This is a genomic window from Acidovorax sp. CCYZU-2555, assembly GCF_018413525.1.
GTDB lineage: Bacteria > Pseudomonadota > Gammaproteobacteria > Burkholderiales > Burkholderiaceae_C > Comamonas.
Map to the genome: position 1 here is coordinate 1 of NZ_JAHCDD010000013.1, position 21022 is coordinate 21022.

Genomic DNA, 21022 nt, shown 5'->3' on the forward strand with positions numbered 1-21022 from the left:
AATTCAAGCCGCTGCACCAGATCAATCCGCTGCGCCTGGAATGGATCAACGGCATCGCGCCCCTGCATGACCGCGACGTGCTCGATGTGGGCTGCGGCGGCGGCATTCTGGCCGATTCGATGGCGCGCAAAGGCGCCGTTGTGACCGGAATCGACCTCGCAACCAAGTCGCTGCGCGTGGCGCAACTGCATGCGCTGGAAGCCGAAACGCCGCGCATTCGCTACGAAGAAGTGGCCGTGGAAGCACTGGCCGCACGCCAGCCCGCGAGCTTCGATGTGGTCACCTGCATGGAGATGCTGGAGCATGTTCCCGACCCCGAATCGGTGGTCAAGGCCTGCGCAGACCTCGTAAAACCCGGTGGATGGGTCTTTTTTTCGACCTTGAATAGAAACGTTCAATCTTTTGCGCAAGCAATTGTTGCAGCCGAGTACTTGCTCAACCTGCTGCCACGTGGTACGCACGAATACGCAAAAATGATCAAGCCCAGCGAGCTTGCCGGCTTCTGCCGCAGCGCCGGGCTCAACGTGCTGCACGCCAAGGGCTTGCAGCACAACCCGATCACCGGCCGCTACTGGCTCAGCGCCAATACCAGCGTCAACTACATGATCGCCACGCAAAGGCCAGCGCAATGAACATGGCTTTCAAAGGCATCCAGGCCGTATTGTTCGACCTCGACGGCACGCTGATCGACAGTGCCCCCGACCTAGGCGCCGCCGCCGACCAGATGCGCACCGAGCGCGGCTTGCCCTCGTTGCCCGCGGAAAACTACCGTCCCATGGCCGGTGCGGGCGCACGCGGCATGCTGGGCGTGGCCTTTGGCATCACGCCCGAGGCCTCCGACTACGACACGCTGCGCGAAGAGTTCTTTCGCAACTACGAAGCGCGCATGACGCAGACCACCTACGCCTTCGACGGCGTCGCCCAGCTGCTGGCCGACATCGAAGCGCGCGGCCTGCGCTGGGGCATAGTGACCAACAAATCGTCACGCTTTACCGACCCGCTGACCCGCGCCATGCCGCTGTTTCACGGCGCCGGCGCCGTGGTGAGCGGCGACACCACGCCGCATGCCAAACCCCACCCCGCGCCGCTGTTCGAAGCCGCCAGCCGCCTGGGCCTGCCGCCCGAAGCCTGCATCTACGTAGGCGACGACGAACGCGACATAGTCGCCGGCCGCGCCGCAGGCATGAAAACCGTCGCCGCCCTCTATGGCTATCTCGGCGCAGTGGCCGCCACAGAGCACTGGGGCGCCGACGCCGCAATTAAATACCCCCACGAGCTCTTGCAATGGCTCGATGTAGCCTAAAATGTGCTTCATGGGGCTGTCCTGGTTTCGACGTGGGTTCGGAGCCGGTGTGGTGCATGTCGAGCTTGAATGACGCTCGTAAATCTCCGTTCAAAAAAACTAACTGCAAACGACGAACGTTTCGCACTCGCCGCTTAATCCGGTGAGCTTTGCAACAGCACGTTGATGGGCTGGGCAAGGGGGTCGCAAGACTTCCAGGCTGCAAAGGAATCTTCATCAACTGGTTCTGTGCCGGGTACCTTGGTATGGAACAAGAAAATAGGGTACTGGCTTTGTTCACAGCGTGTGCCTGCGCGGTGACCGAGGCGAGATTTAAATCAGAACACTAAACATGTAGATCTGCCCGGTAAAGGCTTGCGGACGCGGGTTCAATTCCCGCCAGCTCCACCACCATACACCGCCCTGCACTAGGTAAAGCCCAGTGCAGGGCGGTTTTTTTTGTGCTCAGATGGTGTCGGCTGGTGCGCTGGAATGCACCGAAAGTGCACCGAAAATGCACGGGCCGCTTCAGCCGACGGCCTGCAGTATCGCCTTGGGCTTCTGGTAGTCCTCGCGGATGAACTTGCCATAGGTGCGAAACACCATCTCAACGTCCTCATGCCCCAGTTGCTGGGCCACGTACCAGGGGTTGGCGCCGGCGGTCAGCAGCGTTGACGCGTAGGTGTGCCGGATTTGGTAGGGGTTGCGGTACTCGATGCCGGACCTGGCCATGATGGGCAGCCAGGCCGTCTTGCGAATCTGAGCATCCGTATCCCAGGGTTTCAGCGTCCGTGGGTTGAGCCAAATCCGTTCACCGCGCAGCTGGCTCATCGGCTTCTGCGCCCTCAACGCGTCCAGCGCTTCGGGGTTGAGGTCGACTGTTCGGATGCCGGCCGCAGTTTTTGGCGCCTTGAGCACGCCTGCCACCTGATTTTGTTCGATTCGCGCCGTCGCCTTGTCAAAATCGACGTGCCGCCATTCCAGCGCCTGTAGCTCACCAGGGCGCAGGCCAGTGTTGAACCAGAACTGGAACATCGGCCTCTCATCGAGCCGGCATGCCTCAAGGATCGTGATGCGCTCAGCCTGCGTGAAAGGCTGGATCACGTAATCACTCGCTTTGCTGGTCTGGCGGATGAGCTTCACCAGCGCGATGCGGTCAAAAGGGTTGAACTCGATCAGCCCATCGTTGAGTGCATCTTCCATGACGGACCGAAGAGGAATCAGCATATTGCGGATGGCCTTGCTGGTGCAATCCATCTCGCTCACCCATTCTCGCAGGGCACTGGGCGTGACCTCGTGCAGCTTCCATCCGTGCCAATGGCGCATGCGCTCACCCGTGATGCTCTTGGCGTAGCCGTTGCAAGTGGCCTTGCTCATCTTCCCGTTCAACACCTGCTTCTGGTACAGCGCCAGTTGCTTTTCCAGCATGTCTTCCATGAGGGAAGCTCCCGGGGCGGGGCGCTTCGCCTTGGGGCTTTCCGGAAAATAGTCGGCATATTCGAACTTGCCATCGGCAATTTTTCGGCGGATTTCATTGCGCAGATTGGCTGCGTATTGGATGGCGTTTTTGGTAATTGGGCCTTCTGGCATGAGCTCGCGGCATTGCTCACCACCATAGGTGAAAAAAATCTGCAGCCGCGGCCCGGACTTCATTTCTCGGAGGGTTACCCCCGGTGGGGTTGTGTGGCTTGTCTTGCGATCCATGCGTCTGCTTCCTTGATATTGACGTGCAACCGATTTGCCACGGTGGCAATGTGTTTTCCCGCCAACCACCAGCCTTTCTTGCGGTAGTGGCGAACAGTTTCGACAGGGGTGCCGGTCAGCTCGAAATACTTCTCGGCGCGCACCCAAACGGGTTCAACGGCCTGCACGGTAGTGCCTGCAGATGCTTGCTCTGTAACTTTGTGTTTCATGATTTAGGCCTAAAAAAGCCCGCTTGCTGGGCGGGCTGGTCAAAGTCGGGGATGGGTGCGCGCTTGCCGCGGCGCTCTCGTTTGCGGCGGCTCATGGCTTGGCACCCCCTTGCGCAGCGCTGGCTGCGTCGAGATTCAAGGCCGATTCATTCATGACCTGGAAGTGAGTGCATTCCAGATAGCCAGCCTGCGCGGCGCGCATCAGCAGCGCAGAGTCCACGTCCGTCTCGCCGCAGTCCGCGAACTGCTCGGCCGCCCGCTGTATCTCTCGCAGCTCGGCCGCATCCAGCGCATCCTCCTGCGCTTGGGCGGGCGTGTCGGCTTCTTCCCGGTAATCGTTTAGGCACTTATGCAGCCGGTCGATGTATTCCTGCGGATTGCAGTGACGGCAGCCATCGCCCACCACCCGTTGCGCGAAGGTACAGACGCATTTTTCCTGCGCCTGGCCCGCAAGCTGGGTTGCATGCTCCTGCGCCGGGATGTTGCCAGTGGCGCGCTCAAAGCAGTCCGCCAAGATGCACAATGCAGCAGCACCACCCAGCCCTGCAAACACGCCTATGCTGCTCGGCGCTTGGCTCAGGCACTCGTCTGCCTTTTCGCGCAGTTCCTTGATGGCGTTGCGAACGGCGTCATTCGGCACTGCCACGGCTGCGGGCGTTGGTGGGGCGGCTTGCAGGGCGGCGTCGAGTCGCGGCAACTCCATCCACGCGATCACCGGCCTATCGACGTTCCAATGCGTTTCTTCGTGGGCGTTGTTCTCGTACCAGCCTTCGGGGCAGAAATACTGGTCCTTTGCCTCGCAGTACTCGCCGGATTCGGCGTCGTCATCCGCCATTTCCAGAAAGAACTGCGGCGCCCACATGGCGCGGATCGGCACCTTTACGCCTTCGGTCCAGGCCAGCACATAGCGGCCTGCCTCTGGCTTTTCGAGCGCCGGGTCATGCGCCGCGTCCGCACGGTGCAGGCACTTCGCTGCTGCCTGGGAGGGCAGATCGCGGAGCACCTGGCCGACCAGCGCTCGCACGGCCGCAACGCTGCCGAACTCAATGTAGCCCGCTGCGTTCTCGCGCCCGCCAACGTGCAGAATGCGCTGGCCCAGGTTCATGCCTGCCGTGGGGCTTGGTTCTGGAAGCTCCTGCGCCTCCTGCTCTATTCGCCGCAAATCTGCGGAGATTGGCTCCGTAATCTCCGCATGCGCGGTGGGTTGTGTCTTGTCGGTCATGGTTTTTTTCCTGTTTATTCGTTGGCAATAATTCATGCTGCGAGGGTCGCGCGCCGGCGCGCAAGGAGCCCGCGCAGGGCGGCCTTGTAGCTGGCCTTGGCCTCTTTCTTGGTCTTGGCCCACTGGCCTTCCGCATCGCGATAGGTGCCGTAGTCGCCATCCCATGCGTCCCGGTACATGCGGTACTCCCCGGCGCCCCGCCACCAATCCCCACGGCTTTCGAACTTCGGCAGCCGCGCCCCGCACAACCACTCTCCGAACGAGAAACCGGTGTCGGCGTCCATCCATTCGCGGTGTTGCGAATGCTTCGGCGGCGGCGGCGGCGGCGGCTGCGGCAGCATCTCCAATGCCAGCGCGCGGCCAGCGTCAGTGGTGTAGAACACGATGTCGCTCGGATCGCAGAAGCTCGGCGCGCGATGCCGGCCCATCAGGCCCAGGCGCTCAAGCGCTTCTAGGTCCGGCATGTCGTGATGGCCTGGGCCGGCGACAAAGTAGTCGCGGAACGGTTCCCGCCTGTCGGCGCGCAGGCCCAGCGTGTGGTGCAGCAGTTCGATCTGGTAAGGGCTGGCTGTAGTGGTCATGCTGCTGTCACTCCAAAGAAAAAGCACGCTGGTGCGTGCTCGGGGTGGTTGGTTGGCTGACCGCGCATCTGCGGGCCAGCTCGCAAAGCCATTGCGCCAGTTCGGGCGGCGTGTGTTCGCGTTCGGCTTTGGTGATGTGCGGGCGGTGGTCAATCCGCTTGCGGCTCTGAACGACGTGCGTGGCCTCGCCCAGCCGCATAGGGATCGGCGGCAGGTTGGCGGGCGCGCAGCCGACGATGTAGAGCAGCGTGGCCTTCTCGGCGCGGTGCCCCCACCAGTTCTGATGAATGGGCAGAGTCCAGCCGCCATACGCATCGATCTGACCAGGGGGGGGCAATCCTGCCTTTTTCCAGAGCAGCGATCCCACGGGATGCTCGAGCACGCCGCCAAACCGCCGCACTTGGCGAACGCTCCAGATGGCCAGCTGTCTCTCGCCCTTGCGAGGCTTGGCGAACTGGCGAAGCCGGCCCCAAGCTCGGCAGGGCGGGTGCGCCACGACTGGAGCGCCGCCTGGCCAGAGTTTGGCGTCGCGCTCGATGTCCCAAACGTCTGCCCCGGGCAGTGTCTTGTAGGTGCTGTCTGCGCGGGCAAACAGCACCGCTACGGTCTGCTGCAGCGGCAGGGTGAATGCGTCACGCTTCATGGATTGGGTTTCTTTGGGAAAAAAGAAACCCGCTCGCGGCACGGCACCGGGCGGGTTTCAACGGTATAAAAAAGCCCGCATGATGCAGGCCCTTAAAACTGGTTTGTTCTTATATTAGGAAAAAATTATCTAAGTCATCCACCTTGCATGATTTATCAATATTGTGTATGTCGCTATTGTGGAGCCTCTACTACCCAAGTACTCCCCGGAAACACGCCGGCCTCCTTCAATGAGCGTATATCTGAAATCGGCTTTCCAGGGGATCCGCCGATTAGCATGCGCACAGTGCGAAGTATCTCGTTTGTTGCTTTGTTCCTTATGACCCAAAGTGAGCCATATTGAAAGGGGCGCACCTTGGGTGTCAGCTGGAAATAGATGTGATTTGTTAGATCGCTTATTGTGTCGAATGCTGCAATCGGATATGTATAAACGGCATCAGGACGCCCCAAGAAATCAGCAGCGTCTACAGTGAAAGTTGTTGCCTCCTGTACCTCTTTGGCTACTTGCTCTGCAATCTCTTTGGGTGGCGTGCTAGTGTTTAGCAGGTTGGTAACAGATTCGAGAATCTTTTTCTCCAGCTCAGCGCCATCGGCGCGAAGCGCTTCTACGTGTAGATTACTTGCGCTGGCTCTGTTTAGGAAAATTTCATCTGAGCGAAAGTCGCTGGGGGCATACAACTTTTCATGATGGCAACTAACAAGCCATCCGAATAAAAGCAGAACGACTACAGGGAAGGAAACCAGAAAATATACGAGCGGTATTCGCTCGGTGGCTTCAAGTCTTGAATTGAATCCAAGAGTTAGTGCAGCAAATCCATAGATTAGAACAATAAATAAAGCAATTATTCCTAGCGGATTTTTTGCTAAGCTTTTTGCGGTGGTTTGAAATGTGTTTGGACTGGACATTGAATGCAATTTGATACTGGTTAATCTGTTTATTTTTCAATGCTTATTGCGTTTATTCGGCCGTGCTTCAGCTTACGTGGGTCAATCATGCCATACAAAATGTAACCGACAATACGTGGCAGCGCCTTTGGAATAGACGCGCAACAACTTACTCGTTCAGCGGCAGGGGGCAGATTGGTGTCTACAGGGCAAACCCTGGCCTTCTTCGAGGTGGGCGGGTGCTTCTGCGTGGCAGCTGATGCAGCGCCGAGCGGGCTCCAGTTGTGCTGCGCGGTGCCCGCTGCACTTCACGGCCTTCACGCCATCGGGGTAGACCTGAATGACAGGCATAGCGCTTACCATCGGCACCTACTACATGGAGGGAGCAGATGGATGCAAATGAACTTGCAGAGGCAATCGCGCGGGCCGTTGTAGCGGCGAAGCCGGCGCCGGAGCATTGCTGGGGCTTAGCTGAATGGCCCGCATGTATGAGTAGCTCTGAATGGGCTGCTTGGGTACAAGCTGTCTTTAGTATCGTCGCAATCGTCGCGGCTTTTTGTGTGGCTTGGGGCTCGCACTGTCTGCAGCGAAGAGCTGAGTTGGGGCGGATGCTCCAAGTGGCGGATCAGGTAGCGCTGCGAGTCTGGCGGCGTCTTGATGGCTATATTCGAGCGCGGGACACCACCGCAGGGCCATATGACCTTTTCTTTGATAGCGAGCACGCGCTTGCGGCACGAGAGTTCATGAAGGCTCATCTCAAGAGAGAAATTGCTACCGAACAGGATGTGCTCTCACTAATAGTTTCGAAACGCAGCGTGTCCCATCACTTGTCGCAAGCACTCGCGTTAATAGAGCAAAACATCGCCGACATCGAATTGCTGGCAGACATTGATGTGCCAATACATCAGCGCGCCTCAATCATTCAAAACTACAAAGATAGGACAGCTGCTGCGTTCGTCAGCTTCGAAGCAGCGCAGGTTGCGATACGCGATTATTTGGACGCACGTGGTTTTCGCGTTGTGCCGCGTACCTCGCTGCCGTAGGAAATTGTTCTATGTCGTCTAAGCTTTGAATTTTTCGAACGGCAGATTCTTGATGTTCACCCCGAAGAACTTCCCCTTGGACTCCGCTGCCATGAACTGCTGGTGCAGCTCAGCCGACACGTTCGGGTAGTGGTAAACATGGCCCGGGCCGCGGGTGAACGTCACGGCCATGGTGCCGCTCGCCTCGTCATAGCCAATCGCTGCCACCTGGTTCGATTCCACTGCAGTCAGCGGAATGTGCTCATAAGTCTTGTCGGTGAATGCCGCGGCGGGAGTCTTTTTGAAGTTCATGATTTATCTCGGGTGATTGATCAAAAATGCCCGCACCGTGGCGGGCACCGTTCGAGGCGGCTGCGGGTCAGGCCGTGGCCATTGCGCCTTGCAGGTGCTTGACCATGGCGGCCAGGATGCGGGGTACATCGCTGGCCCGGAAGTGCTTCGCGGCCTTGACCGTTGCACTCGGCGTGAAGCCTAGCTCAGCAAGGCCAGCGGCGTCGACCTTGATCGGCGCGATCAGGGTGTTGATCTGGCCCAGGGTCATGGTCTCGCCTGTGTCAGCCGGCGCGGTGGCACTCTTGGCGGCGCTGATCACCTGGCCTGCATCGATGGCGGCGGTCGCTTCGCCCCGCACATGCGTCGCTACGGCGCTCAAGTCACTCAGCAGCGGCGCCGGCAGGCTTTCGGCTTTGCGGGCGTCGGCAATGGCAGCTTGCGCCTCCTGCTCCGCCTGCAGCGCCTTGGCGCGCGCTGCGGCGGCCTCGGCTTCTTCCGCCTGGCGCTTCTGCTCCTGCTCGGCGCGCACCGTCGCCTCGGCCCTGGTCTGCTCCTGGGCGCGGATCTTTTCGCGCTCGCCTTCCAGGCGTTTGGCCTCGGCCTGCTTGTGGTTTCCGATTCGCAGCGCGGCCAGGGCCTCGAAGTCCTCGGCAGCCTTGGCGCCCACGACGCCGAAGTCGGCGAACAGGGCAATCCAGTCGCCATCCTCTTGCATCAGGTGCGCGCGGTTCGCCTCCAGGCGCTGGGCCAGCAGGTTGGCTTCGTGCTTTGCGTCGGTCAGGGCCACGGCCACGGCGTCCTCCATGTTGGCCAGCGACTTCTTGCCCTTGATGACTTCGCCGAAACCGCCGTTCACGCGCGGAATCCAGTTGGCGCCCAGGCGCTGATTCAGTACCTGCACGTGCTGATCGAGCGCCGCTTGTGCGCCGGTCACGATCTGCGTGCGGCGCGCCTCCTTCTCCGCAGTCACCAGCTTTTCCTTGGCCAGCCGAGTCGAGCGGGCCAGGCTGCGCAAGTCCGACACGGTGCGGCGCAAAAGTTCGACGTCCGAGATTTGCGCTAGCGCGCCGGCCTCGGTGGCTTCCAGCATGTCCTCGGCCTTCTTCAGTGCCTTGCATGCCGCCTCAGTGTCGGCAAATTCCTGGTCGGTCGCCGGCTTGGCCGGGATGCGGTCAATGAAAGCGCGCAGCGCCTCGCCAAACGCGGGCAGGTTGGACACGACGGCCAGGGCGCCTTGAAGCTGCACGGCCACAGCTGGCAGGCTGTCGACAGGCGCGGCCACGGCCGGCGCGGCGCGCTGGGCGCTCGGGTCGAATGCGGCCACCTCGGCTTCGAGCTCGGCCCAGCCGGCGACGATGCGCGCGCGCAGATCGAGGTTCGGCGTGTACCAGCAATGGTGCTGCTCAACCAGCACCATTTCACCGGTGTCGCGGCCGGCCTCCCACTTGCTGGCCATGAACAGGATGCGTGCGCAGCCCGAGACCATAGCCTGCTGTTCCATCTGCACCTGATAGACCAGCGGAAGGTCGGAGCCTGCACAGCCTTCGAACATCGCCTCGCGCAGCGCGGCGTTCAGGCTCTTGTGCTCGAATGCGGCGTCTTCCAGCATCGTCAGGCCGTCGAAGCTGGCCGAATACTTTCCTTCGGCGCCGACGACCGGGTAAAGCTCTTCGCCGACGATCTCTTCGGCGAGCGGCCGGGCCAGCGCTTCGAACTGGTGACCGGCGTCGAAGATGCGCTGAGTGGCTGCGTCCACCTCGGCGGTGATGCCGGTGGCGAGCTCTTTGATCAGCTCCGTGCGTGTCTTGTACGGGCTGCAGCTCATCATCGCCGGCGCGTCGCTAGCGTTGAAGTGCTGCGCGCGGTGGGCATGCCACTCGGCGCTGCCCTGGAGAAGGCTCACGATTTTCATTCTTGGGCTCCATCGAGCTCGGCCTGGCGAGCTTCAAAGATTTCATTCAGGCGCAGGCGCTGCGCCTCGTCGGTGACGGCTTCCATCAGGCTGGCAGCCTCATAGAGCTGGTCGTGATCTGCAGCGGTGCGCAGGCGCTCGGCCAGCGGGTCGATGCTGACCACTGGCGCGGTGGCGGCGCCCGCCGGTTTCTGCTTGATGGCTCGCAGCGCGGCCTTCTGCGCATCGGTGAAGGCGCGGTTCGTCGCCTTCGACAGCACAAAGGTCATGAGGTCGTCGGCAGACTTCTTGCCTGCCTCGATTGGCGCGCGCCATTGGGGCAGCTTGCCGGCGAATTCCTCGTCGGTGTACGGCGTGACAAGCACCTCGGCGCTGCCCATGTCCTTGGTGACGGGCGCCTGCGCAGCCGCTGCCATATCCTGCAGTTCCTCGGCCACAGCCATGCCGCGCAGCACATCGGGGAACACGTCGCGCAGTGCGAACGCCCGGGCGCGCATCTGGCGCATGCGCTTGGGGTATTGCATCCATGGGCCTTGCTTGCCGGCCAGGCCCGCGCGCTTCGCGTCTTCCATGCTGAAGGTGCGCACCTGTTCTAGGCCGCCGCGGCGCTTGACTCGGCAGTAAGCGGTTTCGCCGTCATCGTCTTCGTTGACGTACTCGCAGACCGAGCTGCTGAGCACCAGCGCGATCACCGCGTCGCCCCACAGCGCGGGTCGGCCGTTGATCACGGCCAGGTTCTGCAGCGACTGCAGAGGCTTCAGGCCCAGCTCGGCACCCCACTGCATCGCTATCAGGCAGTTGCCGGGCTTGCCCTTGAAGTCCTTGGGCACCATGTCGCTGTCGGCAAGGTAGTTGGAGAAGGTCAGGGCCTGCTCGAAGTTCTGCGGGCTCAGATCGAAGCCGCCAGAGGGCTTGAGCTGGCTGGTTTGTGATTGGGTGATGGCGTTCATGTGTGCCTCAGTGGATAAATGGGGTGTTGGCGATCAGCAAAGCTGCGGCAAGGCTCATGGCCATGAGCCCGGAGAAGAGAAGGGCGTGGAGCATGGGTTTCATGGCGATGTCGTGGCTTTCGCGATGGCGGCCCGCACACGCCTGGTCCGGCAATCAGCTTCCCCGCACTCGCAATTGAGGCCGAGCTCTTGCAGAACCTCTGAAAAGTCTTGCGCCACCATCAGCAACTCAGGTGCGGCGGAGATCAGCGCAAGGTTCTGGTTGGCAATCGACTCGCCGACCATGTGACCGCCGTAGGCCTTCACATCGTCTGATCCGCGGACGCCGGGCACCGGGTGATCGGCCACCACAGCGCCGTAGCTCTTGCCAATGCGCCAGGGGCCCGGCGTGTGCTTTGCTTCGCTCATGCGGCACCCCCATCGCGGGCGCGGATCATTGCGTCGGCCAGCTCGTAAGCACGCTTCGCAACCACCTCGCAGTAAAGTTTGTCGGGCAGGCCGCCTTCGAAGACCCCCTGGATCGCTTGGCTCGCGAAGTGATCGCGCAGCGTCATGCCTTGGGCAAATTGCGCGGTCGCGGCGATATAGGCCTTGTCGCGTTCGCCAGGGTCCGTGATCGCTTCTACAGCCGCCATGCCGACGCGATGCATGACGCTGGCGTCTGTGATTGGGAAGGCCGGGCCGCCGTCGTTGATTACTTCACTCATGGCAGCTCCTTAAAACAGTCCATCGATTTGTCGTCGGTCCAGACCGCCACAGCGTTCTTGCCGCACAGCACCTGCCCGGCAAACTCGCGGCTGCTGAGCGCCGCGGCGTCTTCTTGATCGGCCTCGGCGTTGGCCCGCGCCGCAAAGTGACCCATGCCCAGCGTGATCAGCAGGGCGAGAATCCAGGGGATAAATTTCATGCTCCGCTCCAGTTCAAACATTCGTCCAAGGCCTTGATTCGCTTGCGCAGCGTGGCGACGGTGGAGCTTTCGCGGTTCGCGGCAAGCCGGGCCCGCTTGTAAGCCGCGAGCCAGATCGAGGTTTGCCGAACCCCGAAAGAACCCTGCTCCTTGACGCTCTGCCGCATGCGCTCCTGCAGCTTCTGGCGCCATTCGCTGCGCTGGGCCGCATCGCGGGGGGGGGGATTTGACAATCTCGGTCATGCCTCACTCCAGAATGAGAAAACCGCCTCAGTGGGCGGCGTATGTTTGTCTTGGGGTTTCTTAGCCAGCGGCGGCGCGCTCGGTGTAGATCGCCATTGCGTGCTTGCGGCCGAACCACTCGGCCATGGATTGGCGCAGGCGCTGCGCGGCAGGGCTTGTCATGAGTTCGGCGTAGGCGTCGCGGCTGGCGTCGTCGTGCTGGATGGCATCGCACAAAATCTCATCCGGCGACGACAGCGCGCCGGCGCTGATGCTGGGCCGGAGCCAGTCGCCCGGCTGCTTGAGTGCCTGCAGCTGGGCCAGCACGATCAGCGGCGTCTGCTGCTCAGCCTCGGCCAGCATCGCCTCGTGGGCGTCTTGCTCGGCCTCACGGTCGTCATCGAAGTCGGTGGCGCCGACAACCGGGTCGGCAGTGATATACGACAGCGGGTGTCGAGCGTTCATAGAACCTCCAGGAACGAAAAAGCCAGCTCGAAAGCTGGCCGGTGTTGAATGTGGTTCCCCATCTGGCTGGGGCTTGCAGATCAAAATCTGCGTCCGTGTGCTGTTCGGCGTGGGCTTCAGCTTCACCCTGGATATATCCCGGCATTTCCCCGTGCCAAGCTGCGCGCCTATCCGCAGTGATTCCGGGCCTTGCAAACCGCAGCGCTCTCGGTGAAAGCGCTCTGGATTGCCCCGGATGGCGGGGCGATATAGGTGGGTAATATTCGGCTACAAAAAATAAGGAGCCGGAATGAACCAATGGGAGACCGACGAGATGAACCGGGCGATGGAGCAGAGCCGAAAACAGATGGCACGGATGAGCCCCATACGCTTTTCAGTAAAGAAGATTCAATCAATGTCTGACGCTGAAATCATGGGAATCATGTCCGGGGAGGTGAAGCTAGAAGGAACTCTGTATCACGACACGCTTCACCTGTTGTCCACCGAGTTGAACCGGCGCGAGGTGCAGCGCGCCAGCCTGCCGCACTGGACGACTACACCAGGCTTCGTGCTCACTGCGATTGCTGCTATCGCGTCTGTTGTAGCTGCGGTTGCTTCGGTTGTTCCGTTGCTGAGAGCGCCTGAACCTGCGCCTCAATCCGGACTATCCGCGACTGCCCGTACAGAGCCGAAGCCAGATTCAGCCCAGCCGCAAGCGCCGAAATAGTTGCGGCTGCAATCGTGGCAACCATCGCCGCCCTGCTGACTACCACCTGTTGTTTTTCCAATTGCACCCACATTTATCTCTCCTTGGTTGAAATCAGAAACGCACTAGGCGGGATTCAATGCGTTTTTGATTCCCCTCTGCTGACGCGCAGAGGGCGGCGGCTGGCCTCTCCCGGTTGCCCGGCTCCAGCTCCTGATTTACCGCTCAGGCCGCGAAATGTGCGTTTCTGATCTAGCCCGGCTGGGCCTGGTCCGCGAGTGTTGGTTCTCGCGCCACCTGTCTTTTGCTTCCGCCGACAGATCACAGGGGCGGGGCGCTTTCTACTCAGTGCGCCTGTTCATCCAGCATCTTTTTAAGGAGCCAGGGAAGCCGTTCGATGCCGTGCCACCCACCGAGCAACTTCTGCGTAACGCGTTTGTTGCTGCGATAGGCGTATTACACAACACGTGTACTTCCGAGTCAACACGTTTTGTGTAATTTTTTTGTTTGTGCTGTGTATTTTTTCGGGAGGCCATCTGCGAGCGCAAAAAAAGCCACCTTAAAGTGGCGTGGCGGGGAGCCGGAATGGCTCAGTACCGGCTGGCGGTGGGCGCCCAATGATGGGGCACTGGTGAATCGTGCGCGGATAATTGCGACAGGAGGAGATCAAAGAATGACAAGTCTTGCAAATTCCAGCGCACCCACCCTGAGGGGATGCATTGTTCTCGGGTGCAGCGGCTATCCGTTCTTGCCAGCAGATCAGGTCTCTGTGACGTTTGATGCCAACGGGGTGAGCCTCCGCAGTTCTCAGCGGGCTGCAAGCTTTTCGTATGCTGAGCTTGCGGAGCTTTCGATCACGGGCCCAGGCTCGGTGACATCTGGCGGAGGGTTCGTTGGCGGCGGCTTTGGAGTTGAAGGCGCGTTGGAGGGGATGGCCATCGCCACGGTGCTGAATGCGGTGTCGACAAAAACTAAGATTCACACATTCATCACTATGGTGGCGAACTTTGGCGAGATCCATCTTCACTATGGAGACTTGGAGCCGAGTGCATTGCGGGTGGCTCTCGCAAGCGTGTTCGTGAAGCTCAGGCAAATGAATCCAGACTGGCTGAGCGCCAGAAAAAAGATTATCGAAGGACAGCTCGTTGCAGGGGCTATTTCCACACAGGAATCCGATTTGCTGCTGGAGCGCCTTTCAACACCACCGGAGTGGCCGGATCTTGTTGCACAGCGCGCGATAGACGACGCGCGCGCTAAAGCCGCGGTGGAAAGCGGTCCCCCGGGCATTTGTCCGAATTGTCAAAAGGTGATCCCGCTGCACAGCGAAAGCTGCAAGTACTGCAAAGCGGCGTTTGGCGCAGGCTCTGCATGGGTGGTTACGCCGCAATGACATAGAGAGGGCGCAGAGTCTTTCTCGAGTCTCTTTAGCGGCGCGGGCTACTTGGACGCCAGCTCGGCCAGCGCGTCCTGAAGCGTCTTGACCAGGCGCTCCACATCCTCAGGCGGCATCTCGATCCAGTCGGTCGAGACTCGCGCATCCTCCGCGTCCTTGGCAGTGTGCTTCAGGCCGACGAGCGTCTTGCCGTACACGACGCGGGTGCGGACGCTGGTGAACTGGAAGGCGAGGGCAGAGGTCATTGCGTATGCGGCCGGTAATCCCATCTACCCGGACTGAGGACTTCCAAGCACCATCGTGTCCACGTAAATCATCGTGCACACCATGTCTCAAGAGACTTCCCCAGCGCGCTATGCCGTCCCTCGCACTCGTCGGATCTACAGCGCGCAATTCAAGGCCGAGCTGATCGCCGCATGCCTGCAGCCCGGCGCATCGATCGCCGCCACTGCGCGTGAACATGGCATGAACGCCAATGTGCTGCATCGCTGGCTCAAGGAGCATCGTCTGGGCCGGCACCAGATCGACTGCGATATGGCAGCCCCAGTTGGGTGCGACATCGCGGCGCACAGCGACGATGCGGCTGCTGTGCCCGTGGTCAATGCACCGCCTGTTGGCGCCCCGGCGCATCACGCCCACGCCAGTGGCGTGCCTGCCTTCATCGCGATGGCACTGGGCTCGCCGGTGATGGAGACCAAGGCTGCGAAGGTACAAGCTGCTTCCAGCGCTGCGTCCACAGACATTCGCATCGAGTGCTGCCATCACGGCACCCGCGTGACGGTGAGCTGGCCGGTGGCAGCGGCTGCCGAGTGTTCCAGCGCATTGCAGGGTTTGCTACAGGTGCTGCGGCAATGATCCGCATTGACGCAGCTTGGCTTGCCACGACCCCGTTGGACATGCGCGCCGGCACCGACACAGCGCTGGCCCGGGTGGTCGCCGTGTTCGGCGCCGCCCATCCTCACCATGCCTACCTGTTCGCCAACAAACGCGCCAACCGCATCAAGGTGCTAGTGCACGACGGCATCGGCATCTGGCTGGCGGCTCGGCGCTTGCATCAAGGCAAGTTCGTCTGGCCGGCGCCGGGCAATGAGCAATGGCAGTTGGAGTCCGATCAGCTCCAGGCCCTGGTGCTGGGTCTGCCCTGGCGGCGCATGGGAGATGCTGGCGTCATCACGGTGGTCTGAAGCCGGTATGCAATGCGTGGATCTGCGAATGACAGCGCAGCACCATCCTTGGCACACTGGTGGCCATGGTGGAGCCGCAGCAATTCTTGAACGATCTCAGCGCAGAGCAACTGCGCGAGATGACCACTCGACTGCTTGCCGAACTGCGCCATAGCCAGGCCCTGAACGCCAAGCTCACCCACGAGAACGCGCTGCTCAAGCGCATGAAGTTCGCGGCCCAGTCCGAGCGCTTCAATGCCGAGCAGCGCAGCCTGCTCGACGACGAGATCGAGGCTGATCTGGCGGCCGTCGCCGTCGAGATCGAACAGTTGCAGCCGCCTGCGCAGGCCCCCGAGACCAAACAGCAGCCCAAACGCCAGCCGCTGCCCGCGCATCTGCCGCGCCGCGAGATCCTGCACGAGCCCGCATCGACCACTTGCGCCTGTGGCTGTGCGATGAAGCGCATCGGTGAAGACGTCGCCGAGAAGCTGGACTATGTGCCCGGCGTGTTCACGGTGGAGCGCCATGTGCGTGCCAAGTGGGCATGCGCGAAGTGCGAAACCATCACTCAGACGCCGGTCGACGCGCAGGTGATCGACAAGGGCATCCCCACGGCCGGCCTGCTGGCCCAGGTGCTGGTGGCCAAGTACGCAGACCACCTGCCGCTGTATCGCCAAGAAGGCATCTATGCGCGCGCCGGCTTGGCCATCCCGCGCTCCACCTTGGCGCAGTGGGTCGGCACCTGCGGCGTGCGACTGCAGCCGCTGGTCGATGCGCTCAAGTCCGAGATGCTCGACCGCCGGGTGTTGCACGCCGACGAAACGCCGGTGCAGATGCTCAAGCCCGACAAGGGCGCAACGCACCGTGCCTACCTCTGGGCCTACGCCCCAGGTGCCTTCGAAGACATGACAGCCGTGGTGTACGACTTCTGCGAGTCCAGGGCTGGCGAGAATGCGCGCCACTTCCTGGGCGAGTGGAGGGGCGCGCTGGTCTGCGACGACTTCGCCGGCTACAAGTCCTTGATCGCCAGCGGCGTGACCGAGGTCGGCTGCCTGGCGCACGCCCGGCGTAAGTTCTTCGATCTGCATGCGGCGAACAAAAGCCAGCTCGCCGGCTTCGCGCTGGAGCAGTTCGCCAAGGTCTACGACATCGAGCGTGAGGTCAAAGACCTGAGCGCCGATCAGCGCCAGGCCATCCGGCAGCAGCACACCAAGCCATTGCTAGCTGCACTGCACGAGTGGATGCTGCTGCAGCGGCAAAAGCTGCCGGACAGCTCAGCCACGGCCAAGGCGCTGGATTACAGCCTGCGGCGCTGGACTGCGCTGACGCGCTTCGCCGGTGACGGGCAACTGCCAGTTGACAACAACTGGATCGAAAACCAGATCCGGCCGATCGCGATTGGAAGAAACAACTGGCTGTTCGCCGGCAGTCTGCGCGCGGGCCAACGTGCGGCCGCAGTGATGAGCCTGGTGCAGTCGGCGCGCATGAACGGGCATGACCCCTATGCCTACCTGAAGGACGTGCTCACGCGATTGCCCACGCACCGTGCCAGCCGGATCGAGGAATTGCTGCCGCATCGCTGGCAGGCCGCCGCTTCCTGATCAATACCTGGGTGGCCGGCTGCCGTCAACATGGGATCGCCGCGCGCTTACGTCATTGCTACATGGCGGCACAAAAGAAGAAGCCACCCGAAGGTGGCTTGGTCGTTCGATATCTAGACGCTAGCAAGAGCGATATCGTCGATGGCGTCGTTCGTGCTGAAGTGAACTTTAGTTCCGTCAGTGCGGACTACGTAAAAGCACGAGGTGCCGTAATGACGCCGAGATGGCTCATCGTCCTTTTCCTTTATGAAGTGATCAACTCCTGAGCCCGTCTTAGCGCCAGCCCATTCTTGTTTTACAGCATCATAAGCAACTACCAGAGCAAGGAGATCGTCGTGATGCTTTGCATCCGTGATAGTCGATCCAATCGAGTACTGCGGCAGATTGAGCATGACTGAAAAATGCTTCTTTGCAGCTGTTCTGTTAGGCCATGCGCTTCCATTGGTAAGCGCGAAAGGGGTGCCTCTAGGCACGATTTTTTTCATGATGAAGTCAGTAAGCATTCCGCCGGCGTGCAGCTCTGGCATGCATGATTGTTGATTGGGATCTGAATTCGCGCGCGACCGAGTAGCGAGGGACGCAGGTTAAAGTTAGCTCGCCCCAACTGTCGCGCCTTCATTGCGAGTTAGCGAGGAGCCTCCAGAAGCGATACGGCTTGATTGACAAACTCTACAGGCAGCGTGGAGTCCTTCACTTTAGTATGCAGGTAGTTTTTGAGCCGGCCGCCCTTGACATAATTTTCACGAAACCACTTCTGGAACTCGCCAAGTGCCATCTCAGGGTAGCACCATGGCTCTTGGGGGTTACTTGCGGCTTGAGGATAGTATTCCGGATAGTTGTGCTTGTAGTGAATGCGTTGGCCATATATGGAACTACCGTCGATAGTTTTCCAGTATGCAGACCAGCATTGGCCTACGCTAATGTCCGGAACAAATTTTTTATGAATGTGCAAACCACGCTGCCCGAGGCTGACGATCAAGTCCGCAATTTGCTTGAAGACGCTAAAATACCCTTCTGGTACGGAGTCAAAATTCAATGAAACTCGATCATGAAAATTTTGCCAAAGTGCATTTTTTTCTGCCTCCGGTTTGTATCCGCAGCCATCGTAGATGAACTGTCGAAATGACTTTCGTGCCAAAAGGCGAAAATTTCTTTGTGCGACCTCAGGGCTGCCTTGCTTTGCGTCAAATGCGTAGTATTCAAGAAGGGCCATGCACACTGCATCTGTATAAACCGGAACCTCGCCACTGGGGCCCACTGTTAATACATGAAGTGTATTGCCAAAAAAATTTTGTTCAGCCAATAGCTCATTAATGCGAGCCCCACGGGGCTTAGTACGCTCTTCACTCCAGTTGGATGTGAGGCGCGACAACATTCCGGAGTCAACTCCGCAAAGTCGTGCAAGTCCCCGGAGATGGAGATAGGGAGTACCGTCACTAAGCACCCCCATTGCCACGCCGTCAAATTCAACTTCAGTGACGGGAAAGAGCAGCCCCTGCTGCTGCCCGGAAGCAGGGGTTGTTGTGCTAACTCTTTGAATTACAACGGAATTCTCTGCTGCTCGAGGTGGTTTTTTTTGCATGCTACAAATAGCGCTTTTTGCGCTCATAGGTGACCATGCAGCTAGATTTACACTTTTTTGTGTATACATGCGTATACATGAGTGTAGAATCGAGCGCTGCACAAGAAAGCAGAAGCGGATCTTTCCACGGACACACGCGACTGCGACAGATTGCTTAAAGTCACCGGTGCCCTAGTAATAGGGTGCCGGTTTTCTTTTGAGCAGATCGAAGTGTAACAGAGACTGCCAGCTGATAGCACTCGCTTATCAAGAGTGCTAGTCGTAATAGGTTGTATCTTTTGTCGGACAAGTGCTCGTCAGGAAAAGCGGCGCCTCAAAACACCATCGAATCCGCTCCCGCTGAGCCCGAGCGCCGCTACTTGCAGCGAAAGCGAACATCGGCCGTGGCCGAGCTGATCCATCCCGCATCTGTGCCGCTGTGCTGCACCTGGGTTAGTTCTTTGCCTTGTTTGGAGCAGTACTGGCCAGCCTCCTTCAGCAGCGCCGCCTTGACCTCGTTCGGCGTGCCCCAGCCAGTCAGATCTGAGCCGTGCAGCATGTACCAGCCATCACCCATGGGTGCCACGCCTGTGGAGCTGGTTGCGCATCCTGTGAGCGCCGCGCATGCGGAAGCGACCAGCATTGCCTTCTTCATCCCTCTCTCCTTCTTTTCTGTCGTTAGTCTTTTCGCGCCGTGAGCGTCAGAACACCATCGAATCCGCGCCCACAGGGCCGGCCGCGCGGCCATCAGATTGTGTTGACCACAGTTTTAGTGAGAAAACTCTCGCTTGCCTAAAACCTCCCCGGTTTTTGCCTCCACGGCCCAGGCCTGTTCGAGTCTTATGACAACAGCGTCGCCAGTCCAGTGACTCTCAAAAGGGAAGTCGATCTTTGGCAGCGAGCTTTCGTAGACAGCTTTGATGAACGGCCGCTCAAGCTTCCCGACGTAAAAAAAGCTCACTCCAGCTTTTGCTCTGCGAGCAACGTCTGCGCCCACATCCGACAGATAAACATCAATACTTTCGTGGGCTGCATGCCCCAAATTGGTAAACGCTACTGCGCAGGTCTTGAAATTTCGACTGGTCACGGTAACTGTGGCTCCGTAAGCATTCGAGGCTTGGTATCGTCTTTCTCGCCCCTCGGTGCGCGCTAGGGACACCCAATTGGAGCCTGGGCCTTTCTCATTCACATACATCATTGACGGCTGCGGCTGAGACATGATGTAAAGCATGCGCGCATCAGCCATGTATTTGACCCCTCTCTCGGGCTCAATCTCCGCCCGCAGAGCTATGGTATCGCCGACGGTGAGGTTTGGGCCGATCTTGATGGATGACATGTTTTCCATGCGAGCCTTGTACTCGTCAGTGGTCTCCATCTCATCCTTGTCGGTTTTCTGCTTCTTCAGAACTGTAGCTATGGCAGAGCAGTCGTGACCCCGATAGCCAACCGGGAGTGCCTCGAGTGTTGTATCAAAAGGCTTTGAGTCGAATGCAGCTTTTGCTGCCTTCCCGCTCTGCGCCTCGGCGCCAATAGAGCCTGCCAAGAGTACAGACAGGAAAATTACCTTCTTCATCCCTCTCTCCTATAGTTTTCGACCGTTCCAGGCCCAAACCACGCGCCCGATCACGCGCACCTCATGGTCGCCATTGAGCACATCCACCGTCTTGATGTTGGCGTTGTCGCTACTGACCTCCAGGGACCCATCCATGCGCATGCGCACGCGCTTGATGTAGACCTTGCTGTGAACCTCGAGCACATAGATGCCTTCTGTGGTTGATGGGTCGCGCGCGCCTGCGTCTACCAAAAGCACATCGCCATCGCTGAATGTCGGCGCCATGGATTCGCCGTTTGCATGCATGAACCGCAGCTCTCTGATGCTTGTCGGCCGAATCTGCTGATTGATCCAGTGCGACGAGAGAGCTAAGTCTCCAACAACATAGTCTGCATCCAAAACATCGTTGCCTCGACCCATGCTGCCCGCGTTGGCCAGCAGCGGGATGCGCACTGTCAGATGGTCGTCCGCAGGCGGGGCAAGCTGTGTGTCGTCTGCTTCGGCACCTTTCACAAATCGGCTACCTGCGCCGTCAAGCACATAGCTGGAAGACACCCCGAAAAGCGCCTGAGCCTTTGCCGCAGCTTTTGCCGACACGCCGCGGGCGCCCCAGTTCGTGACGGTCTGGGGTGATTCATTCATTGCATCCGCCAGCTTTTGCGGCCCGGTAATGCCTGCGTTCACCTCTTGCACTGCGCTCATCAGTCGCTCAAACGTTTCGTGCTTTTCTTTGCTCATGCGGAATTTTTCAAGAATTACACAAGTTGTGG

General features: G+C 59.8%; 27 protein-coding genes and 1 other RNA gene. 9 read left to right on the forward strand and 19 right to left on the reverse strand.

Annotated elements, in window-relative coordinates; genetic code table 11:
* The 3 genes from ubiG to ssrA form a co-directional block, all read left to right on the forward strand.
* Positions 1-632 (forward strand): bifunctional 2-polyprenyl-6-hydroxyphenol methylase/3-demethylubiquinol 3-O-methyltransferase UbiG (gene ubiG / locus KHY18_RS06435; RefSeq protein WP_213295955.1); only part of this gene is annotated, 632 nt, incomplete at its 5' end.
* Complete coding sequence (locus KHY18_RS06440) at positions 629-1303, forward strand: HAD family hydrolase (protein WP_249728958.1); 675 nt, start codon at positions 629-631, stop codon at positions 1301-1303. The genes ubiG and KHY18_RS06440, both read left to right, overlap by 4 nt.
* 12 nt (positions 1304-1315) lie before the next feature.
* Positions 1316-1693: a transfer-messenger RNA gene (gene ssrA, locus KHY18_RS06445) on the forward strand.
* Between the two features lie 117 nt (positions 1694-1810).
* Here ssrA and KHY18_RS06450 read toward each other — a convergent pair.
* The 6 genes from KHY18_RS06450 to KHY18_RS06475 form a co-directional block, all read right to left on the reverse strand.
* A complete protein-coding gene (locus KHY18_RS06450; protein ID WP_213295958.1) occupies positions 1811-2986 on the reverse strand; it encodes a site-specific integrase in 1176 nt (391 codons plus the stop codon).
* The gene (xisR, locus tag KHY18_RS06455; protein ID WP_213295967.1) at positions 2947-3195 is read right to left on the reverse strand and encodes an excisionase family protein; all 249 of its coding nucleotides are present in this window, start codon (positions 3193-3195) and stop codon (positions 2947-2949) included. The genes KHY18_RS06450 and xisR overlap by 40 nt, the downstream gene beginning before the upstream one ends.
* A 91-nt stretch (positions 3196-3286) precedes the next feature.
* The gene (locus KHY18_RS06460; protein WP_213295969.1) at positions 3287-4417 is read right to left on the reverse strand and encodes a hypothetical protein; all 1131 of its coding nucleotides are present in this window, start codon (positions 4415-4417) and stop codon (positions 3287-3289) included.
* Positions 4418-4449: 32 nt separating this feature from the next.
* The gene (locus KHY18_RS06465) at positions 4450-4998 is read right to left on the reverse strand and encodes a hypothetical protein (RefSeq protein WP_213295971.1); all 549 of its coding nucleotides are present in this window, start codon (positions 4996-4998) and stop codon (positions 4450-4452) included.
* 7 nt (positions 4999-5005) lie between these two features.
* Positions 5006-5641 (reverse strand): hypothetical protein, encoded by a 636-nt coding sequence (locus KHY18_RS06470; protein WP_213295974.1) that lies wholly within the window; start codon positions 5639-5641, stop codon positions 5006-5008.
* Positions 5642-5814: 173 nt separating this feature from the next.
* Positions 5815-6546 (reverse strand): hypothetical protein, encoded by a 732-nt coding sequence (locus KHY18_RS06475; protein ID WP_213295977.1) that lies wholly within the window; start codon positions 6544-6546, stop codon positions 5815-5817.
* 368 nt (positions 6547-6914) lie between these two features.
* On the opposite strand from KHY18_RS06475, the gene KHY18_RS06480 reads away from it, so the two are divergent.
* A complete protein-coding gene (locus KHY18_RS06480; protein ID WP_213295979.1) occupies positions 6915-7568 on the forward strand; it encodes a hypothetical protein in 654 nt (217 codons plus the stop codon).
* 18 nt (positions 7569-7586) lie between these two features.
* Here KHY18_RS06480 and KHY18_RS06485 read toward each other — a convergent pair whose 3' ends face one another.
* The 7 genes from KHY18_RS06485 to KHY18_RS06515 all read right to left on the reverse strand — a co-directional run bounded on the left by KHY18_RS06485 (position 7587) and on the right by KHY18_RS06515 (position 12297).
* On the reverse strand, positions 7587-7859 hold the full coding sequence (locus KHY18_RS06485) for a KTSC domain-containing protein (protein WP_213295981.1): 273 nt from the start codon (positions 7857-7859) through the stop codon (positions 7587-7589).
* A 67-nt stretch (positions 7860-7926) separates the two neighbouring features.
* On the reverse strand, positions 7927-9753 hold the full coding sequence (locus tag KHY18_RS06490) for a YqaJ viral recombinase family protein (protein WP_213295983.1): 1827 nt from the start codon (positions 9751-9753) through the stop codon (positions 7927-7929).
* On the reverse strand, positions 9750-10703 hold the full coding sequence (locus KHY18_RS06495) for a recombinase family protein (RefSeq protein WP_213295985.1): 954 nt from the start codon (positions 10701-10703) through the stop codon (positions 9750-9752). The genes KHY18_RS06490 and KHY18_RS06495 overlap by 4 nt, the downstream gene beginning before the upstream one ends.
* A gap of 99 nt (positions 10704-10802) precedes the next feature.
* On the reverse strand, positions 10803-11111 hold the full coding sequence (locus KHY18_RS06500) for an XkdD/Y8K6 family phage-associated protein (protein WP_213295986.1): 309 nt from the start codon (positions 11109-11111) through the stop codon (positions 10803-10805).
* Positions 11108-11410, reverse strand: a complete 303-nt coding sequence (locus KHY18_RS06505; protein WP_213295988.1) for a hypothetical protein — start codon at positions 11408-11410, stop codon at positions 11108-11110. Before KHY18_RS06505 ends, KHY18_RS06500 begins: the two co-directional genes overlap by 4 nt.
* Positions 11407-11631 (reverse strand): hypothetical protein, encoded by a 225-nt coding sequence (locus tag KHY18_RS06510; RefSeq protein WP_213295991.1) that lies wholly within the window; start codon positions 11629-11631, stop codon positions 11407-11409. The genes KHY18_RS06505 and KHY18_RS06510 overlap by 4 nt, the downstream gene beginning before the upstream one ends.
* A 282-nt stretch (positions 11632-11913) precedes the next feature.
* Positions 11914-12297 (reverse strand): hypothetical protein, encoded by a 384-nt coding sequence (locus KHY18_RS06515; protein ID WP_249728959.1) that lies wholly within the window; start codon positions 12295-12297, stop codon positions 11914-11916.
* A gap of 289 nt (positions 12298-12586) precedes the next feature.
* Here KHY18_RS06515 and KHY18_RS06520 point away from each other — a divergent pair, with 289 nt between their 5' ends.
* Together KHY18_RS06520 and KHY18_RS06525 are read left to right on the forward strand one after the other, a co-directional pair.
* Positions 12587-13003, forward strand: coding sequence for a hypothetical protein (locus tag KHY18_RS06520; RefSeq protein WP_213295999.1), 417 nt, complete (start codon positions 12587-12589; stop codon positions 13001-13003).
* 652 nt (positions 13004-13655) lie between these two features.
* Positions 13656-14372 carry a hypothetical protein gene (locus KHY18_RS06525; protein WP_213296002.1) on the forward strand — a complete coding sequence of 239 codons (717 nt, stop codon included), beginning with the start codon at positions 13656-13658 and terminating at the stop codon, positions 14370-14372.
* Between the two features lie 47 nt (positions 14373-14419).
* Here the strand turns inward: KHY18_RS06525 and KHY18_RS06530 are convergent, their stop codons facing one another.
* A complete protein-coding gene (locus KHY18_RS06530) occupies positions 14420-14620 on the reverse strand; it encodes a hypothetical protein (protein WP_213296005.1) in 201 nt (66 codons plus the stop codon).
* Positions 14621-14702: 82 nt separating this feature from the next.
* Here KHY18_RS06530 and tnpA point away from each other — a divergent pair, with 82 nt between their 5' ends.
* The 3 genes from tnpA (at position 14703) to tnpC (ending at position 17139) form a co-directional block, all read left to right on the forward strand.
* A complete protein-coding gene (tnpA, locus tag KHY18_RS06535; RefSeq protein ID WP_213296008.1) occupies positions 14703-15230 on the forward strand; it encodes an IS66-like element accessory protein TnpA in 528 nt (175 codons plus the stop codon).
* Positions 15227-15559, forward strand: a complete 333-nt coding sequence (gene tnpB / locus KHY18_RS06540; RefSeq protein ID WP_213296026.1) for an IS66 family insertion sequence element accessory protein TnpB — start codon at positions 15227-15229, stop codon at positions 15557-15559. Before tnpA ends, tnpB begins: the two co-directional genes overlap by 4 nt.
* A gap of 65 nt (positions 15560-15624) precedes the next feature.
* Positions 15625-17139, forward strand: a complete 1515-nt coding sequence (gene tnpC, locus KHY18_RS06545; protein ID WP_213296035.1) for an IS66 family transposase — start codon at positions 15625-15627, stop codon at positions 17137-17139.
* Positions 17140-17252: 113 nt separating this feature from the next.
* Here tnpC and KHY18_RS06550 read toward each other — a convergent pair whose 3' ends face one another.
* From KHY18_RS06550 to KHY18_RS06570, 5 genes are all read right to left on the reverse strand, one after another.
* Positions 17253-17666, reverse strand: a complete 414-nt coding sequence (locus KHY18_RS06550) for a DUF3223 domain-containing protein (protein WP_213296038.1) — start codon at positions 17664-17666, stop codon at positions 17253-17255.
* Between the two features lie 98 nt (positions 17667-17764).
* Complete coding sequence (locus KHY18_RS06555; RefSeq protein ID WP_213296040.1) at positions 17765-18790, reverse strand: BstA C-terminal domain-containing protein; 1026 nt, start codon at positions 18788-18790, stop codon at positions 17765-17767.
* A 286-nt stretch (positions 18791-19076) separates the two neighbouring features.
* Positions 19077-19355: a hypothetical protein gene (locus KHY18_RS06560; RefSeq protein ID WP_213296043.1), complete on the reverse strand. Its 279-nt coding sequence runs from the start codon at positions 19353-19355 to the stop codon at positions 19077-19079.
* A 114-nt stretch (positions 19356-19469) separates the two neighbouring features.
* Positions 19470-20273: a hypothetical protein gene (locus KHY18_RS06565; protein WP_213296051.1), complete on the reverse strand. Its 804-nt coding sequence runs from the start codon at positions 20271-20273 to the stop codon at positions 19470-19472.
* Positions 20274-20282: 9 nt separating this feature from the next.
* Positions 20283-20990: a S24 family peptidase gene (locus tag KHY18_RS06570; protein WP_249728960.1), complete on the reverse strand. Its 708-nt coding sequence runs from the start codon at positions 20988-20990 to the stop codon at positions 20283-20285.
* Positions 20991-21022 lie beyond the last annotated feature (32 nt).